We start from the raw sequence: 16585 nt of genomic DNA on the forward strand, positions 1-16585 counted from the left end.
GAGAGCGTCGTACCGGCGTGTCGGGATTGGTGATGGTCATAACGAAGTCTCTTCCGTTGTCACCGGCCGCCTCGGGGACTCGGACCGGACGGGCGTCGAGCCTCCATGCTGGTCGGCGAACGTAGCCGCGCATCGGTGTTGTGCATACCCGCCGGGTGACGTACGACGCCGTGTCCGCGGAGCCGGTGGTGAGTGGCGCGGGGTGGAGATCGCCCAGGGAGTGTGTCCAATGTAGACAGAATGCGAATCGCGAGCGTGTGGGACTCCTGGTCGGTGAGTGACGCGCCTTCTTGCAGGATGTCTTGCACGAGCTTGGTCCGCCGGTCGTACCGGGGAACGAACGTGATCACGTCGGCCATGTGTGCTCCTTGGGTAACGTGCGGGTGAGTATCGAAACGGGCACAGCCGTGCCTACTCTCGAGCGCGAGAGGAATGGGACTCTCGCGGAGCTTGTGGGAATCTCGTGTCGGCCGCCGGATTCACATTCCCGCCGCCCTGGCTGGGCTACCGACGCCCGTGCGAGGACTTCCGATTGGCGGATCTCGGTATGGTGACACCTCCGGAGTCGCGGTCCGCGTTCACCGGGCGGGACGGGGGTTCAGCATCGGACGATGCACCTCGACTCGCCGGCGCCGCCGGGGTCCGGAGCGATACGTTCACCCTACTCCTGATACGGGCCCGACAAAAATGCGGACACATCCTGGCTACTCGAGCGGATCGTCACCGGCGGCGTCGCCAGGAGCGATGTCATGGGGGTGCCGGAGCGTGCGGTTGTTGCGCGGTTCGGTGCGGGTCTTGGCGTCGTCGATCTGACGGATCAGCGCATTGCGCACCTCGTTGAGCGCGACCGCCAGCTCCCCCGCCGAGGACGTGGACACCAGGTGCAGGCGGGGAGTGCGGCGAATCCAGCATTCCAGTGTGACCCGCTGGTCGACGCCATCGCGATCTTTGAGGCTGATCTCCAGGTCGACCTGCCCGTCGGCGAAGGACCGCAGTCTCGGACCCAGTGCGGCCAGGCGTTGGACGATCCAGTCACGTTCGGACCCGAGGAAACCGGTCGCAAGGCGGAGTCGCTGGGCGATTACGGTGGGATCTTCCTGAGTTCCGGCCATGTGCTGCGCCTTCCTGTGTCACCCTCGCGCGCCCCTGGACGCCGGTCGGTCGGCGCCGAAATGGCAGTCCGCCAGCGGTGCTCGGCCGGTCGCAGCGGGCCCCGATGCGGTCGGGATCCCTGCGCCGCGGGCCGTCGCGCCGAAGCCGATGACCGCCGCGCGCAACCGGCGATGGCCCGAACGGCTGCCTGCCTTTCGGTTTCGTCACCAAGCGCGGGACAGCGTCCTGGCCAGAGTGCTCACTTGGCCTTGTTACCCGTGCAGATGCAACCTCGGCTGTATCCGCCGGCCACGGTCGCAGTGCAGTAGCGGGTAGCGATCTGGTCGTGACTGCTCCACGAGTGCGGACACACGACGCAGGCCACCTCACTCGCGCCATCGGGGTTCGACTTCGTACCGGGAACCGATGGAGCGGTTTCGCGGACCGCGGCTCCCGGCCGTTGCTGGGTCCCGCCGTTCACCGCACTCGACTGCGCCGTGTCAGCGTTGGTACTGAGCTGGTCCGAGATCATCTCGGCGCTCCCGCCTCCGGCCGAACCCGCCGGCCGGCTTTGTTGATGCGCCCAAGGCGGCGCCGGCTTGGCTGCCACCGCTCGACATACCCTCGGTCCCCCAACTCTACGCCGACTTCGGCCGAAGTAGTCGATGCCATGTCGCCGCAGATCAGGTCGGCGGCTGCCGGCGGACATCGCTCGGCTTGCCGGTCAGCCACCTCCGGACGACCTGACCTCCGCCATCCGAATGGGATCTCAACAGAACAGCAGGTCAGCGCGGTCGGGAATGAACCAGGCAGCGGAGCGGTTGCAATAGGTGGTCGTAGTTTTCATGTGTTCGTGTTTCCGCACGCTCGCGAAGAACGATGTTGCGGGCGCGCCGCTTGCCTTCAGGGACCTGGAGCAGCCGCGTCGAGGAACCGGCCCGGGGCACCGCACGGTGTGGGCCTCGTATCCAACCCTGTAAGGAGCAAGATGACCCAGGGAACTGTCAAGTGGTTCAACTCGGAGAAGGGCTTCGGCTTCATCTCCCGCACCGATGGACCGGACGTCTTCGTGCACTACTCCGAGATCGACGGCTACGGCTTCCGTAGCCTGGAGGAGAACCAGCACGTGGAGTTCGAGGTGGCGCAGGGCCCCAAGGGCCCGCAGGCCACCCGCGTCCACACGGTCTGATCCACCGGCGGACGATCTCCGCCGAACACACCGGATGGCAATCGAGGTCCGGCACCTGCTGTGCCGGACCTCGGCGTGTCGGCACAGCTCCCGAGCTTGCCGGGCACCGGCGGGCCGGCACGCGTCGCTGCCGCGGTGGGCCGATCGAGTCCGGACAGGACAGCATCGTGCCCTCCGGCAGGCTGGCTGCGAAGCCGGTCCCGTTCCGGTGCACGATCCGGAACTCACCACCACGACAGGCGAGTTCGCCAGCAGACACCTTTTTATCGGTTCAGGTCAATACACTGGCGGCATGCCGATCGCGCTGCCCCGTGCACAGGTTCTGCCCACCAGCGAGGCCAGCACCTACGCCGGCTGGTTCGCCTGCCTGGCCGAGCCCGTACGGGTACGCCTGCTGCACGCCGTAGCCACCAGCCCGAAAGGCAGTACCGTGGGCGCGCTGGCCGAGATACTGGGCACCAGCCAGTCCACCTGCTCACATCATGTGCGCAAACTCGCCGACGTCGGCTTCGTGCGAATCCGCAAGGAGGGCACCGCCACGATCGTCACGATCAACGAAGCCTGCTGCGCAGGCCTGCCACACGCCGCCGACGCCGTCATGGGCCTGCTCGCACCGCGTCCCTGCTGCCCGGACGACCTCCCCGCCGACGTCACCGTCCGAGCGCTCCACCCCGATGACTGGCCGGCCGTCCGCCGCATCTACGCCGAGGGCATCGCCACCGGCACCGCGACCTTCGAGCGCACCGTGCCCGGCCGCGCCGGCCTGGATGCCGCCTGGCTACCCGACCACCGCTGGGTCGCCGACGTCGAGGGCGAGCTCGTCGGCTGGACCGCGGCGAGCCCCGTCTCCACCCGCCCCAGCTACGCGGGCGTCGCCGAAACGGCCGTGTACGTCGCCGAGAACCATCGCGGCCGCGGCGTCGGCAAAGCCCTGCTGTACAAGCAGGTCACCGAAGCCGACGCGGCCGGACTCTGGACCCTGCAGGCCTCCGTCCTCACCGGGAACCGGGCCGCCATCGCGCTGCACCACGCCGCGGGCTACCGCACCATCGGCGTCCGCGAACGCATCGCCCAACTCAACGGAACCTGGCACGACACCGTCCTCGTCGAACGTCGCTCACCCGCCCACTAGCTCGCGTGTCGAGTGATCGTCTGCCGGGTTGCCGTTGCCCGTCACTCCATCTGTGGTCACCGCGGGCTGAGCCGGATCACCGGGTACTCCTTCTCGGCTTTGCTTTGGTACTTCGCGTAGCGGGGCTGTGCGTCGACGATGCGCTGCCATGCCTGCTCACGGTCGGCGCCCTCGAGCCGGTGCGGCCGCACCGCCACGGCCTCGCGGCCGGGCAGTTCGATCGACGCGCGGTCGGGGTGCGCCATCAGGTTGACGTACCAGTCCGGATGCTGGCTCCCACCGCCCGAAGCGATGATCAGCCAGGTGTCCGCACCGTCGGTGAACCACGTCACCGGCGTCTCCCGCGGCCGCCCGCTTCGGCGACCCACCGTGTTCAGAATCAGTAGGTCCATGCCCATGAACCTGCCGCGGCCACGCCGGATCTTGCGGTTCGTACGGGCATTCATCTTCCGCTGTACCCACCGCGACGCAGCCCCGGGCGCACCACTCCCGCGCCCTCCGCGACTGCCCGTCTGCTGGTCCTGTGTCATCGGCTGTCTCCAGTCAGTCAACTCGACCTCCATGCCCGGTCACGCTAGACCTGGCCCGATCAGGGGCGCTTCTCGATTCCTGATCGGTCTGGTCCGCTGTCCTGGGCGGCGCGGCCACGCGCGCACCCGACGCCCGACGAGCGAGCCGCGCGCTACGTGGGCTTGACGGGCTGCCGCAGAACCGTTCTCAGCTTGGCGGGCGCGGTTCTCCTTGCGTCGCTGAGGTAGATCTCGTGATGGTCGCCGTTGAAGGTGAGACCGTGCTCGGGCAGGTAGTGGTTGTGGAGGCGATCCAGGATCGGAGCCTCGTCGTCGTAGGAGCCGATGTGCAGGATCTGCACACAAGTCCCTTCGATGAGGGTGATCAGCCGAACGTCCGCGAGGGCGGGGTTGTCCTTCTTCCTCGAGACGCTGTCGACAGCGGTCCTGACCATGTCCTCCGTGATCCAGCCCGGCTGGCTGATCATCATGGTCCAGTCCCAGCTGTCCTTGCGGCGGGCGGTGAACACGGTGGGGTCGTCCGCTCGCCACAGTCCTTCCAGCGGGCCGACCACGAAGTCCCGGCCCAGGGTCTTCTTACTGGCGAACTTCAGTGCGTACGCCACCCCGTACAGGGCTTCGATCGCGTTCGCATACGCGGGCGACGTGTTCGGGTCGCCCCTGCCGTCCACGGCGACGTACCGGAACTCGGGCACGTCGACGACGGCGAAGTCCTTCGACGGCGGTGAATAGAGCTCTCTGCGGATCTTCTTGACGTCATACTTTTCCACGGCGGCCTCCTGCGTGAGCGCGCTCAGCGTGGTTTCGGTCCAGTCGGCATCGGTCGCGAGCATGGCCTCGCTGTAGTCGAAAATCGCGGCGGCGGCCGCGGGCAAGGGTTCCTGCCGGGACCGGACCCTGCGGACCTCGGCGAGCTGTTCTCGCAACGCCTCGCGGCGCCGGGTCAACCCGGCCATCACGTCCACGTCCGGCAAGCCCGGACTGTTCGCCATACCGATCAGGACACGCGCGCGCATGGGTGTCAGCGCGGCCAGGGCGTCCCGTGTGGCCACCGCACACAGCTCCCCGCCCCGGTCCGTGACCCGGAAGGTGACGCGCGACTTCGCGGACGGCGGGGCGCCCGTCGCTTCGACCAAGCCACGTTTGGCCAGTTTGTCGAGCACGTAGTAGATGGAGGAGAAACCGAGCGCGGTCCACGCGCGCATTCCCCGTTCCTCGATGACCCTCTCCAGGTCATACCCGTGGCGTGGCCGCTCGGCCAGCAGCCCGAGCACCGTCAACTCTCCATCGGTCAGAGCTGAGGACATGGTCATACTCTAGTGCTAGAATATGGCTGCCGACAAGCTGGTGGCGTGCTCGGCGACTTGAGTCGACGGGCAGAGGTGAGATCAGAAGTCAGCGCTTATACGAGTGCCGCCGATTGGCACATGGAATCGACCGGTGCCGCGTAGTGGCAAACCGACTGTTTTCGCAGGTAAAGTTGTTGATCGTGGTGGGCCGCCCGGGGCTCGAACCCGGAACCTACGGATTTCTTGGCCACCTTTGCCGACATCTCGCATCAGTCAGCGTCATGCTCTCTGAGCTGCGAATTTCCCGTCGAGCAGTAGCCACAATGGATCGTCGTTTGTGGTCGTTTTCCAGTGTTCCCTGTGGGTAAGATGTGGATTCTCCACCTGCAAGTGGGTGGCCCTCGCGCCATCCCGTCGACCTGGCGTAGCCCGATCACGCTGTGTCAAGGGGGCAACGCTCCCGCCATCTTGATGTTGCGTCGTCAAGCTTGCCCCCTTGACTCTGCGTGATAGCCCTCCGTGGAGGTCGGCGGGATGGCGCGGCCTGGCCACCCACGGACGCAACCGTCCTACCTGGACGCTTCGAGGGCTATCCCGGAGACCTGCCCGTCCGGCGAGGACATATCTTCCGTCAAGTGGCTCGGTGCCGGTTCGGCCGCCGCTTCCGGCCGCCGCGCGGGACCGGCGGCAGCCGCACGCCCGCGCTTGGCGGCCGGTTGGCAACGCTGCGGCCGAGCGGCCCCGCAGGGGCCGCCTTGACCATGTAGAGAAAGTCCTCACCACCTGACGGGCTCACCGGCTACGGGGTGGCTGGCGTAGGAGTCCCGTGTAGCCAGTGAGCACGACGAATTGAGGAACTTGGAATGGTCGTCCTTTGTGGTCGATACCGCGTGCAGTAGGTCCATGATCGGAACGTCGTCAGAAATCAACTCCGGTGCTACTCGGAACTGCCTTGTTCAGCGGGCGGGTCAGCGTCGATCTGGTACACGAGGTTGTAACGCTCGCTGCTCATGGTGATGAAGTTGACCTCGACAGGCCGGTCACCTGCGTACGCGACTCGGACCACCTGCATTACTGGGAAGGCGTACGGAAGTTGGAGCAGATCGGCTTCCTTGGGGCGTGGTGACCTTGCTGAAACGAGCTCGGTGTAGTGGGTCAGTTCGTAGCCCAGTTCGTCCAGGCGGGCATAGCTGCCACCTGGTCCGGTGTCCGTCTCTTCGAGCTGCGTCCCGGCCGCGATATCCGCCGGTAGGTACGAGGTGGCGAGCTGCACAACCTCGCCGTCAGCACGCATGACTCGATCCCGCACCACAACGTCTCGGGGCGCATCGAGACCCAGCTCCAGGTACTCGGCCACCTCCGTGGTGGCTTCCTCCCGACGGATCTTCACCGTGACGGCAGGTTTCCAGTTGCCGACAGCCGCGTCCGACATGAACGCTCCCCGGCCTGCGGTTCGCTCGGCCTTGGTCAGCCGGTTTCGCGCGAGCCGGACTATCGGCTTCCGTTCGTGCACGTACCATCCTCGACCGGCCACGCTTAGCACCAACCCTTCGGCTCGGAGCTGGTCGATCGCGTTCTGGACGGTCTGGCGCGCAACGCCGTACCTGGACATCAGTTCAGAGCCGGAGGGGAGCCGCGCGCCGGGTACGTAGTCCCCGCGCTGGATCTCCGAACGGAGCTCGTCGGCGATCTCAACCCATGGCTTCGTCTGCATTGCGGCATCCTATCCACGCTGTCTAGACAGCTCTAGGTTACCCATGTACAGTCCTATCGTACCAGCTATCTAGATAGCCTAGATGGCGAGACTGACCAGCAAGGATGGGTGCGACATGGGCGCATTGGCTGTGTTGGCGGATGGTCCGTACATGCCGGAGATTCCGGTGTGGTTCCGGTTCTCGGATGAGAACCCGTTGACGTTGGAGCCGTATGCGGAGTGCGGGTTCGGGGATCTGCCGCCGTACATCGAAGACGTGATCGTGGATGAGCTGGGGTTGAAGCCGACCGAGTGGAACGCGTTGGTGGATGAGCGCGCGGTCTACGAGCTGGTGGATCCTGACCGGTGGTTCTCGCTGGAGCGGTTCTGCGGTCAGGTGGCGGCACGGGGTCGGCGTTCGGGGCCACCGGCGGCGTGCCCGGACTGCTGGGGCACCCTGGCGGCTTGCGACGCCGATGGCTCGATCACGGGCCGTGTCGGCACGCCCCACTTGTGCCTGTGCGCGAGCCTCGGGCAGGTGGCGCGGTGAGTGTTGCCCGCGACTTGACGCTTAAGTGTCAACAGGAGGGCCATGGCGGGAGTGTGCCGAGTGCGCGGTCTCGCCTGGTCGGCGCGCTGTCGACCGAGGATGAGCGGTTGTCGTTGTTGCTGCGCAGCGGTGGCTACCGGTCGTGGCGGGCGAAGGTGGAGGCGGTTGGCGGGTGTGCGAAGCCGGTGCGGTTGGCGGGGTCGTCGGTGTGGGAGACCCTGGAGGGGCGCCGGGTGCGGACGGTGGAGGGGTCGCTGTTCGCGGCGTGCAACAACCGGCGGGAGACCCGCTGCCCGTCGTGTGCGCAGCGGTATGCGGCCGACACCTTTCACTTGATCCGGTCCGGGCTGACCGGCGGCAAGGGCGTGGCCGAGACGGTGGGGCAGGTGCCGCGGCTGTTCGTCACGCTGACGGCGCCGTCGTTCGGGGCGGTGCACAACCGCCCGGTCACCCGTACTGGCAAGCCCCGGCCGTGTGCCTGCGGTGAGTTCCACCACGAGCACGACACCCGCCTGGGCAGCCCGCTTGACCCTGCGGGCTATGACTATGTGGGGGCGGTGCTGTGGCAGGCGCATGCGCCGGAGCTGTGGCGCCGGTTCACCATCACCCTGGCCCGGCATCTGGCGTGTGCCCTGGGCATCCGGCCCAGCCAGCTACGGGACCGGCTGCGGGTGTCCTACGCGAAGGTCGCGGAGTATCAGCGGCGTGGCCTGGTGCACTTCCATGCGGTGGTGCGGGTGGACGGCCCGACCGGCCCCGGTAGCCCGGCGCCGGCTGGTGCGACCACGGAGTTGCTGGATGCGGTGGTGCGTACGGCGGCTGCGTCCGTCTCGGTGGACAGTCCGGAGTCGGCGACGGTGGGGTCACGTCGGCTGACCTGGGGCGAGCAGATCGACTGTGAGCCGATCGCAGCGACAGATCCGGATGATCCGGCCCAGGTGGTGCATGACCGGCAGGTCGCGGGGTACGTGGCCAAGTACGCCACCAAGGGCACCGGCCACACCAGCGGCTCGGACGTTCCGATCCGCTCTGCAGAGCACATCGCCGAACTGTCGGTGTCCGAGCACGCCCGCGCCATGATCACTACCGCGTGGCAGTTGGGTGGCCTGCCGGAGTTCGCCGGTCTGCGGCTGCGGAAGTGGGCACACATGCTCGGGTTCCGGGGCCACTTCCTGACCAAGTCCCGTCGCTACTCCACCACCTTCACCGCCCTGCGCTCGGCGCGCCGGGAGCACCGCTTCGCCCGTGACCTGGCCGACCTGGGGATCACCGACACCGCTGAGGTCGTCGTGGTCAACGACTGGACCATGACCGGCATCGGCTACCACAACGACGCCGAACGCCACCTCGCCGAAGCCATCGCCGATACCGCCATCCAACGACGCAAGACCCAACGAACCGACCTCGGCGAGGTGGCCTGATGGGTCGTCCGCCGTTAGAGGTCGGCACGCATGGCGCGATTCGCTTCCTGCGGAGCACGTCGGGATGGATCGCGCGTACGCTGTTTCGCGACTTCGACGGGTACACCAAGCAAGTCGAGCGATCAGGCAAGACCAAGGGCGAGGCTGAGCGGAACCTCAAGCGTGCCTTGAAAGAACGGGCCGGTTCCGTTGGTGATGGCGTTACCTCGGAGAGCCGCATCAACGAGGTGGCCGCGCTGTGGTTTGCGGACGTCCGGCTTGACGTGGAGGCCGGAAAGAAGTCGCCAGGTACCGAAGAGACCTACAGCTCGATTCTGGAACGGCACGTGCTTCCTGGCCTGGGCGAACTCCGGGTGCGTGAGGTCACGGTGGCGCGAGCTGATCGGTTCCTCGGGGCGATCAGCTCAAGCGCTGGGGTGCCGACCGCCAAGTCGGCCCGGTCTGTGCTGTCGGGTCTGCTCGGCTACGCCGCTCGGCACGGCGCGATCGGGACGAATCCAGTCCGTGACACCCGTCCGCTGAGCACCGGCCGATCGAAGGAACCACGTGCGCTGACGGCGGAGGAACGGGCGCTGTGGCTAGCGCAGCTCGAAGCTGACGAGAAAGCGGTGAGATGGGACCTGCCTGACCTGTCCCGCTTCATGATGGCTACCGGGATCCGGGTCGGCGAAGCGCTGGCGCTTTACTGGGAAGACGTGGACTTCGCTGAGGCTGCGGTGGCGATCGACTACACGGTGGTCCGGCGGAAGGGCAAGGGGCTCGTCCGCAAGCCCACCAAGACGGCAGCGGGCGAACGGCTGCTGCCGCTGCCGTCCTGGGCCGTAGCGATGCTGGCGGCCAGGCATCGCGTCGCTCTCGAGGAGAGCCACCCGGCATCGAGTCCGGTGTTCCCCAGTACAGAGGGCGGGCTCCGTGATCCGTCGAACACCCTTCGCGTGCTGCGGGAAGCACGGGGCAGCGAGGGCTTTGCCTGGGTGACCTCGCACGTCTTCCGCAAGACTGCCGCTACCGTGCTGGACGAAGCGGGCCTGAGTGCGCGCGTGATCGCAGACCAGCTCGGCCACGCCCGGCCGTCCATGACGCAGGACGTCTACCTCGGTCGGAGGATCACGAGCAGGGACACGGCCGCCGTTCTAGAGGACATCCTGGGTAAACAGTCCACCTAGTTTCCTGTGGGAAACCTGTGGGGCGATCTTGGCGGATGAGTCAAGGAAACTGGCTGACCAGCGGGAAAGTGGGCCGCCCGGGGCTCGAACCCGGAACCTACGGATTAAAAGTCCGCAGCTCTACCGATTGAGCTAACGGCCCGTCACCGGTGAGAGTCTAACGCGCCACCTGTCGCGCATGGGCACGCTGGGTGCCGGGCGACGGGTTCGATCGCGGCCGGGCCGGTGAACTCGGTGAACTCAAGCTCCGGCAGGCAGCCGGTACCGTGCGTAGCATCACATCTCGGCACGAGGACGTATCGCGGACCTACTCGATCGCCATTCCGGAGGCGTGGAACGGGTCGCTCGTGCTGCACGCCAACGACGGTCCCGGACCCGATGAGTGTCGCCAGCCGCGCCCACGAGATCAGACCGAGGGAGCGGAACCCGCGGTGACGGCGCCGACCTCGATGGTGTGGTTCCGCGGCGTGGCGTCGATCCCGCCGAGGGACCAGTCCAGCCCGATCTCCGGGTCGATGTGGTCACCGTGCGGGTTGCTGTCCGAGGGTGCCGTCACGGTGATCGTCTCCGGCGTCTGCTGCTGGCCGGCCGGGGCGATCGCCGTCCAGTGCAACGGAACGTAGGCCGGGGAGCCGTTGCTCAGCCTGACCGCGGGAACGTCATCCGGGGCGGTATGGCGAACCCGCACGTCCGGGGCCCCGGTGACGCCGACCGGCAGAGTGGCGGGCAGCACACAGCGTTCCCCTTGCCTGGCGGTGAACTCGACGGCGCCGTGCCGCGAGCCCATCCCAGCCCCTCCGTACACCAGCTTGGTGTCGACCTGGTTGGCGGTGCACTCGAAGACGGCCGGCTCCGCACCGGCGGCACCGGCCGAGAATATGCTGATCCCGGCGATCACCCCGGCGACGGCGAGGGCTGCGGCGGTCCGGCGGATCGTGCTGCGAGTGGTCATCGGCCTTCCTTTCCCTGCGCTGGCCCGGTCGGGCGTTTCGCTCGGCGGCAGGCGACCGGAAGTGATTTCTTCACTTCGATCGCTCTCACAGGGATAGATGTCCACACCCCCGGTGACGATGCCCCGGGGTGGGATCGGCCGCAGAAAAGCAACCCCTGACGAGCGGGCGACGGCAGCGACCCGGCAGCGGCCCGGCGGGCACCGGGCTCGCCTCAGCGCAGCGCCTTCTCCAGGCTGCGCAGGCACAGCCCCATTATCCGGTGCTTGTCCGCCCCGTGCAGCTGGACGTACTGCCACGCGCCGTAGAGGGTGCACCAGAGCAACTGCTGCACCCAGGCCGGTTCCATCTCCGGGTCGATGCTGCCCTCGCGGTGCCCGCGTTCCACCAGCAGCAACAGGGCACCGTCGGCATCGGTATCTTCGTCCCACGTCCCGCGTTCCACCACGTCCACGTCGTTGAACAGCAGGGTGAGCAGCTCACCGAGCTCGAAGTACTCCTGACAGAGCCTGCGCAGCGCCTCCAGCGCCGTCCCCTCTTCCAGCCGGGCCCGCTCGGTCGCGAGGTGGATCTGTGCGATGGCATAGCGGTCCAGCGCCGCCATGAGGTCGGTCCGCTCCGGGAAGTACCGGTGCACCGTGGTGCGCCCGACCCCGGCCGCCGCCGCGATATCACCGAGCGAGGCCGCCGAGTTCTGCGACAGCACGCCGACCGCCGCCGCCAGGATCGCCCGCCGGGTCCGCGCCCTGCTCGGGCTCTCCGCCACCGCCTGTTCCGGATGCGACACGCTCACAGCCGTAGCGTAACACCTCGTTCCATAATGAAACTCGATTGACACTATCGGAACATTACTGTTCCACTTATGGTCATGAATGTCCCCATCCTGTCCCCGCCCGCCAGGCGGCTGCCGCGGCTTCGGGTGGTGTGGTCTTTCGCGCGCCCGCACCTCGGCACGCTGGCCGCCGGTCTGTTCCTCGGCCTGCTCGGCTCGGCCGCCGGGCTGGCGACGCCGATGGTCACCAAGTGGGTACTGGACTCCCTCGGCGCCTCGGCCTCGCTGCTCGGCCCGGTGAGCGTGCTGCTCCTGCTGCTGGTCGTCGGTCTCGTCGTGTTAGCGAGCCAGTGGATCTTGCTCGGCACACTCGGTGAGCGGGTGGTGCTCCGAGCCAGGGAGACCATGGTGCGCCGCCTGCTCAGGGTCACGGTGCCCGCCCTGACCTCCCGCGCGCCGGGCGAGTTGGTCACGCGGGTCACCTCGGACACGGTGCTGCTCCGCGAGGCCGCCACCAGCAGCGTGCTCGGCCTGATCAACGGTGCCGTGATGCTGGTCGGCACCTTGACCCTGATGGCGGTGCTCGACCTGGTGCTGCTCGGCGTCACCGTGGCGGTGGTGATCGTCGTCGGTGCGCTGTTCACCCTGCTGATGCCGGCGATCGCCAGAGCACAGGGAGAGGCGCAGGAGCACGTCGGCAGGCTTGGCGGCGTGCTCGAAGGCGCACTGCGTGCCATCCGCACGGTCAAGGTCAGCCGCGCCGAGGACCGCCTTGCCGAGCGCATCGCGGACGAGGCGCGTACCTCCGCACGGCACAGCATCCGCGCGGTCCGCCGCGAGGCCGTCGCATCGAGCTTGGCATGGTCCGGCGTCCAGCTCTCGATCATCCTGGTGCTCGGCATCGGCGCCTGGCGGGTGAGTTCCGACCTGCTCGACGTGTCCAGCCTGATCGCATTCCTGCTCTACGCCTTCGGCCTGATGGAGCCGATCACCGAACTCAGCCAGAACGTCACCACCCTGCAGGCAGGCATCGCTGCCGCGGGCCGGATTCGTGAGCTGGACCAGCTCGAACCGGAGACGACCGCGCCCGCGCGGATCACCACGCCCGCCCGCGGGGATGGCCCGATACTGGAACTGCGCGGGGTCACCGCCGGCTACGGGCCGGATACCGAACCGGCAGTCCGGGCCATCGACCTGGCGATTCCCCGCCGCGGCCACCTCGCCATCGTCGGCCCCTCCGGCGCGGGAAAGACCACGCTGCTGTCCCTCGTCCTGCGCTTCCTCGAACCGCGGGCCGGGCGGCTACTGTTCGAAGGGCGGCCCTACACCGAGCTCACGCCCGAGCAGGTCCGCGCCCGGATGTCCTATGTGGAGCAAGACGCGCCGGTGGTTCCCGGCACGATCCGGGACAACCTGCTGTTCACCCACCCGGATGCCACCGAAAAGGAGCTGCGCGCGGCATTGCACCAGGTCCGGCTGGAGGACGAGATCGCCGGGCTCGAGCAGGGCATGGACACCCCGCTGTCGGCTTCCTCGCTGTCCGGCGGGCAGCGGCAGCGGATCGCCATTGCAAGGGCGCTCCTGCGCGTCCCGGAAGTCCTGCTGCTGGACGAGGCGACCGCGCAGCTCGACGGGCGCACCGAGGCGGCCATCCACGACTGCATCCGTGCGCAGGCCGCCGAGCGCACCGCGGTCACGATCGCGCATCGGCTGTCCACTGTGCTCGACGCCGACACCATCGTCGTGCTGGAGGGGGGCCAGATCCGGGCCAGCGGCACACATTCCCAGCTCCTCGCCGCCGACCCGCTGTACCGGGAGCTGATCGAGGCCCTCCGCATCGCCGATACCACCCCGGCGAAGCGGGGATGAAGGCGTGCTCGGTGAGCCGGCGGCATTATCGTCGCAGCGTGCCCCGTTTCGGCCGGTGCCGATGAGCCCGGCAACCACAGCGAACGACAAGGAGACCAGGTGACCGCCCTCTTCCCCGCATTGCGCACCGAACAGGCCAAACTCGCGCTGCGGTTCGGCGACCGCGGGCTCAGCTACGCCCAGCTGGCCGCCGTGGCGGGCGCGCTCGCGCATGAGCTGCGTTCCCGGGGCTGCTCCCGCGTCGCGGTGTGGGCGACGCCCAGCATGGAGACCAGCGTCGCCGTCGTCGCCGCGCTGCTGGCCGGGGTGCCGGCGGTTCCGGTCAACCCCAAGATCGGGGAACGCGAGCTCGAGCACATCGTGTCCGACAGCGCACCCTCCCTGGTACTGGCCGCTCCGGGCACGGACCTTCCCACCGCGCTCGCCGCGCTGCCCCGGCAGGACGTCGAGCTCACCGGTTCGGCGACCCAGCTGCCGGAGGAACCGGGCGAGGAGGCTCCCGCGGTGATCGTCTACACCTCGGGCACCACCGGCCCGCCCAAGGGTGTGGTGCTGCCGCGGCGCGCGATCACCACGACCTTGGACGCGCTGCGGGACGCCTGGCAGTGGACGGCCGAGGACATGCTGGTGCACGCGCTGCCACTGTTCCACGTGCACGGGCTGATCCTCGGCATGCTCGGGCCGCTGCGTCGCGGTGGCACGGTGCACCACCTCGGCCGGTTCTCCACCGCGGCGCTGGCGCGCGAGCTGGCGGCCGGGGCCACGATGATGTTCGGCGTACCAACGATGTACCACCGGATCGCCACCGAGGTCGGCGACGATCGGGAACTGGCATCGGCGCTGCGCGGCGCGCGGCTGCTGGTGTCCGGCTCTGCTGCGCTGCCGGTACACGTGCACGAACGCATCGCCGCGGCGACCGGGCAGCGGGTCCTCGAGCGCTACGGCATGTCCGAGACACTGATGAACACCAGCGTCCGGGCCGACGGCGCGCGCAAGCCCGGTACCGTCGGCGTGCCGCTGCGGGGTGTCGAACTGCGGCTGGTCGACGACTCGGGCACGCCGATCGGGGACTGGGACGGGGAGACGGTCGGTGAGATCCAGGTGCGCGGCCCGAACCTGTTCACCGAGTACCTCAACCGGCCGGACGCCACCGCCGAGGCCTTCACCGGGAGCTGGTTCCGCACCGGGGACATGGCGACCAGGGACGCGGACGGCTATGTGCGCATCGTCGGCAGGAAGGCCACCGACATCATCAAGAGCGGCGGCTACAAGATCGGCGCGGGCGAGATCGAGAACGCGCTGCTCGAACATCCCGCGGTAGCCGAGGCCGCGGTCACCGGCCAGCCGGACGACGACCTCGGGGAGCGGATCGTGGCCTGGGTGGTGCCCAATGGGGAACCACCGGCGGAGCAGGAGCTCGCCGACCACGTGGCGCGGCTGCTCACCCCGCACAAGCGGCCCCGCGTCGTGCACTTCCTCGACGCGTTGCCGCGCAACGACATGGGCAAGGTCATGAAACGTGCCCTCGACGCCTGAGCAGGTCCCGCTCGCGGGATCGTGGCGCAGCGAACACGGTAGGCCGCGAGCCGTGTGCGGTTACGCTCCTTTCATGCCGAACAATCTCTCGCCCCGGCTGGCTGCGATCGTGGACGCCCTGCCGCTGGCGCCCGGGTCCCGGGTGCTGGAGATCGGGTGCGGACCCGGCGCCGCCGCGCGGGCCGTGGCCGCCCGGCTGGGCACCGGGCACATCCTCGCCATCGACCGGTCCGCCAAGGCGGTCGGGCAGGCGCGGGAAGCCTGCGCGGAGGAGATCGCCGCGGGCAGGCTGAGCCTGCGGCAAGCGGCGGCGGAATCCTTCGAGCTCGAGCCCGGAGAGGAGCCCTTCGACCTGGTGTTCGCCGTCCGCGTCGGGGCGCTGGACGGGCGGCATCCGGAGGCGGGCAGGAAGGCGCTGGCCCGCATCGCCGCTGCGGTGGCGCCCGGTGGCAAGCTGTTCATCGACGGTGGCAACCCGCTGCGCGAGCTGCCGCTCCCCACGGTCACGCGGTGAGCTGATGCCGGGCGAAACGCGCCGCGAGCAGCTTCGCGACTTCCTGCGCACCCGCAGGGCCCGGCTCACCCCGGCCGAGGTGGGCATGGTGGCCGCTGGCAAGCGCCGGACCCCTGGCCTGCGGCGGGAGGAGCTCGCCGTACTGGCCGGGGTGGGGGTGTCCTGGTACACCTGGCTGGAACAGGGCCGCGAGATCAACGTCTCGGCCGAGGTGCTGGACGCGATCGGCACGGCGCTGCGGCTGACCGAGCCCGAACGCGCGCACCTGTACCTGCTGGCCGGGCTCAACCCGCCACCGGCCACCACGGTGGGTGGCGACACGGTGACCGTGGAACTGCGGCAGCTGCTGGACGCGTGGAACCCGCGGCCCGCGATCCTGCGGGACCGGTACTGGAACCTGCTCGCGATCAACGCGGCGACCCGGACCGTGTTCGGCTACGACGACACCGACCGCAACTGCCTGATCTCGTTCTTCACCAACGCCCGGTATCGCCGGATGCATGTCCACTGGGACTCCATCGCACCGGCGGTGGTTGCCGCCTTCCGCGCCGACGCGGCACGGTCCCCCGGCGACCCCGAGTTCGGCAGGGTGGTCGAGGACCTCGGCGCCGTGAGCCCCGAGTTCGCCGAGATGTGGGCACGGCACGAGGTGGGCGTCCCGGCCCAGGCGGTGAAGGCGGTGCACCATCCCGAGGCGGGCGAGCTGTTCTTCGACCTGACGACGCTGGTCCCTGCCGACCACCCGGACTGGTACCTGGAGCTGTACAACCCGCGCCCCGGAACTGGGACTGGGGAGCGGCTCGGCGGTCAGGCCTGACCACAGCCTGGTGGTGGCACACCCAGGTTTGTCGCGCACTGTATGCCGCGCGCACCAGCCGGCAG

Annotated in this window: 17 protein-coding genes and 1 tRNA gene; 9 read left to right on the forward strand and 9 right to left on the reverse strand. The window is 68.5% G+C overall.

The annotated features are described in order from the left end of the window. Positions 1-59: 59 nt before the first annotated feature. The 3 genes from FB471_RS35940 to FB471_RS35680 all read right to left on the reverse strand — a co-directional run bounded on the left by FB471_RS35940 (position 60) and on the right by FB471_RS35680 (position 1801). Entirely contained in the window at positions 60-359 is a 300-nt protein-coding gene (locus FB471_RS35940) for a DUF6307 family protein (RefSeq protein WP_425457068.1), read from the reverse strand. 345 nt (positions 360-704) lie between these two features. Beyond that, a complete protein-coding gene (locus FB471_RS16030) occupies positions 705-1112 on the reverse strand; it encodes an HPF/RaiA family ribosome-associated protein (RefSeq protein WP_141999206.1) in 408 nt (135 codons plus the stop codon). Between the two features lie 239 nt (positions 1113-1351). Next, entirely contained in the window at positions 1352-1801 is a 450-nt protein-coding gene (locus FB471_RS35680; protein WP_342779433.1) for an RGCVC family protein, read from the reverse strand. 279 nt (positions 1802-2080) lie between these two features. On the opposite strand from FB471_RS35680, the gene FB471_RS16040 reads away from it, so the two are divergent. Then, the gene (locus FB471_RS16040; protein WP_141999211.1) at positions 2081-2281 is read left to right on the forward strand and encodes a cold-shock protein; all 201 of its coding nucleotides are present in this window, start codon (positions 2081-2083) and stop codon (positions 2279-2281) included. 292 nt (positions 2282-2573) lie between these two features. Then, positions 2574-3413: a helix-turn-helix domain-containing GNAT family N-acetyltransferase gene (locus FB471_RS16045; protein ID WP_141999213.1), complete on the forward strand. Its 840-nt coding sequence runs from the start codon at positions 2574-2576 to the stop codon at positions 3411-3413. A 56-nt stretch (positions 3414-3469) separates the two neighbouring features. On the opposite strand, the gene FB471_RS16050 is transcribed toward FB471_RS16045, so the two are convergent. The 3 genes from FB471_RS16050 to FB471_RS16060 all read right to left on the reverse strand — a co-directional run bounded on the left by FB471_RS16050 (position 3470) and on the right by FB471_RS16060 (position 6946). Continuing rightward, positions 3470-3859: a nitroreductase family deazaflavin-dependent oxidoreductase gene (locus FB471_RS16050; protein WP_211358048.1), complete on the reverse strand. Its 390-nt coding sequence runs from the start codon at positions 3857-3859 to the stop codon at positions 3470-3472. Between the two features lie 236 nt (positions 3860-4095). Continuing rightward, positions 4096-5250 (reverse strand): GyrI-like domain-containing protein, encoded by a 1155-nt coding sequence (locus tag FB471_RS35685; RefSeq protein ID WP_141999215.1) that lies wholly within the window; start codon positions 5248-5250, stop codon positions 4096-4098. A 919-nt stretch (positions 5251-6169) separates the two neighbouring features. Next, positions 6170-6946: a GntR family transcriptional regulator gene (locus FB471_RS16060; protein ID WP_141999217.1), complete on the reverse strand. Its 777-nt coding sequence runs from the start codon at positions 6944-6946 to the stop codon at positions 6170-6172. A gap of 82 nt (positions 6947-7028) precedes the next feature. Here FB471_RS16060 and FB471_RS16065 point away from each other — a divergent pair, with 82 nt between their 5' ends. The 3 genes from FB471_RS16065 to FB471_RS16075 are packed head-to-tail and all read left to right on the forward strand — an operon-like array spanning position 7029 to position 10062. After that, positions 7029-7475: a hypothetical protein gene (locus tag FB471_RS16065; protein ID WP_246076431.1), complete on the forward strand. Its 447-nt coding sequence runs from the start codon at positions 7029-7031 to the stop codon at positions 7473-7475. A 53-nt stretch (positions 7476-7528) separates the two neighbouring features. Further along, a complete protein-coding gene (locus tag FB471_RS16070) occupies positions 7529-8896 on the forward strand; it encodes a replication initiator (protein WP_141999219.1) in 1368 nt (455 codons plus the stop codon). Next, entirely contained in the window at positions 8896-10062 is a 1167-nt protein-coding gene (locus FB471_RS16075) for a site-specific integrase (RefSeq protein WP_141999221.1), read from the forward strand. Before FB471_RS16070 ends, FB471_RS16075 begins: the two co-directional genes overlap by 1 nt. 69 nt (positions 10063-10131) lie before the next feature. On the opposite strand, the gene FB471_RS16080 is transcribed toward FB471_RS16075, so the two are convergent. The 3 genes from FB471_RS16080 to FB471_RS16090 form a co-directional block, all read right to left on the reverse strand. After that, positions 10132-10204 (reverse strand) — tRNA-Lys (locus FB471_RS16080). Positions 10205-10468: 264 nt separating this feature from the next. Next, a complete protein-coding gene (locus FB471_RS16085) occupies positions 10469-11014 on the reverse strand; it encodes a DUF4232 domain-containing protein (RefSeq protein WP_141999223.1) in 546 nt (181 codons plus the stop codon). Between the two features lie 212 nt (positions 11015-11226). Then, complete coding sequence (locus FB471_RS16090; RefSeq protein ID WP_246076432.1) at positions 11227-11805, reverse strand: TetR/AcrR family transcriptional regulator; 579 nt, start codon at positions 11803-11805, stop codon at positions 11227-11229. A gap of 75 nt (positions 11806-11880) precedes the next feature. On the opposite strand from FB471_RS16090, the gene FB471_RS16095 reads away from it, so the two are divergent. From FB471_RS16095 to FB471_RS16110, 4 genes are all read left to right on the forward strand, one after another. Next, positions 11881-13653: an ABC transporter ATP-binding protein gene (locus FB471_RS16095; RefSeq protein ID WP_141999225.1), complete on the forward strand. Its 1773-nt coding sequence runs from the start codon at positions 11881-11883 to the stop codon at positions 13651-13653. A gap of 99 nt (positions 13654-13752) precedes the next feature. Continuing rightward, on the forward strand, positions 13753-15189 hold the full coding sequence (locus FB471_RS16100; protein WP_141999227.1) for an acyl-CoA synthetase: 1437 nt from the start codon (positions 13753-13755) through the stop codon (positions 15187-15189). 73 nt (positions 15190-15262) lie between these two features. Next, positions 15263-15703 carry an SAM-dependent methyltransferase gene (locus FB471_RS16105; protein ID WP_141999229.1) on the forward strand — a complete coding sequence of 147 codons (441 nt, stop codon included), beginning with the start codon at positions 15263-15265 and terminating at the stop codon, positions 15701-15703. A 4-nt stretch (positions 15704-15707) separates the two neighbouring features. Continuing rightward, positions 15708-16520: a helix-turn-helix transcriptional regulator gene (locus FB471_RS16110; RefSeq protein ID WP_141999230.1), complete on the forward strand. Its 813-nt coding sequence runs from the start codon at positions 15708-15710 to the stop codon at positions 16518-16520. Positions 16521-16585 lie beyond the last annotated feature (65 nt).

It is taken from the genome of Amycolatopsis cihanbeyliensis (assembly GCF_006715045.1).
GTDB lineage: Bacteria > Actinomycetota > Actinomycetes > Mycobacteriales > Pseudonocardiaceae > Amycolatopsis > Amycolatopsis cihanbeyliensis.

Coding starts and splice junctions, on each gene's coding strand:
- FB471_RS35940 (WP_425457068.1), bottom strand. CDS start 359: ATGGCCGACGTGATCACGTTCGTTCCCCGGTACGACCGGCGGACCAAG.
- FB471_RS16095 (WP_141999225.1), top strand. CDS start 11,881: ATGAATGTCCCCATCCTGTCCCCGCCCGCCAGGCGGCTGCCGCGGCTT.
- FB471_RS16045 (WP_141999213.1), top strand. CDS start 2,574: ATGCCGATCGCGCTGCCCCGTGCACAGGTTCTGCCCACCAGCGAGGCC.
- FB471_RS16050 (WP_211358048.1), bottom strand. CDS start 3,859: ATGAATGCCCGTACGAACCGCAAGATCCGGCGTGGCCGCGGCAGGTTC.
- FB471_RS16110 (WP_141999230.1), top strand. CDS start 15,708: ATGCCGGGCGAAACGCGCCGCGAGCAGCTTCGCGACTTCCTGCGCACC.
- FB471_RS16030 (WP_141999206.1), bottom strand. CDS start 1,112: ATGGCCGGAACTCAGGAAGATCCCACCGTAATCGCCCAGCGACTCCGC.
- FB471_RS16040 (WP_141999211.1), top strand. CDS start 2,081: ATGACCCAGGGAACTGTCAAGTGGTTCAACTCGGAGAAGGGCTTCGGC.
- FB471_RS16065 (WP_246076431.1), top strand. CDS start 7,029: ATGGCGAGACTGACCAGCAAGGATGGGTGCGACATGGGCGCATTGGCT.
- FB471_RS16060 (WP_141999217.1), bottom strand. CDS start 6,946: ATGCAGACGAAGCCATGGGTTGAGATCGCCGACGAGCTCCGTTCGGAG.
- FB471_RS35685 (WP_141999215.1), bottom strand. CDS start 5,250: ATGTCCTCAGCTCTGACCGATGGAGAGTTGACGGTGCTCGGGCTGCTG.
- FB471_RS16105 (WP_141999229.1), top strand. CDS start 15,263: ATGCCGAACAATCTCTCGCCCCGGCTGGCTGCGATCGTGGACGCCCTG.
- FB471_RS16085 (WP_141999223.1), bottom strand. CDS start 11,014: ATGACCACTCGCAGCACGATCCGCCGGACCGCCGCAGCCCTCGCCGTC.
- FB471_RS16075 (WP_141999221.1), top strand. CDS start 8,896: ATGGGTCGTCCGCCGTTAGAGGTCGGCACGCATGGCGCGATTCGCTTC.
- FB471_RS35680 (WP_342779433.1), bottom strand. CDS start 1,801: ATGTCCGCCGGCAGCCGCCGACCTGATCTGCGGCGACATGGCATCGAC.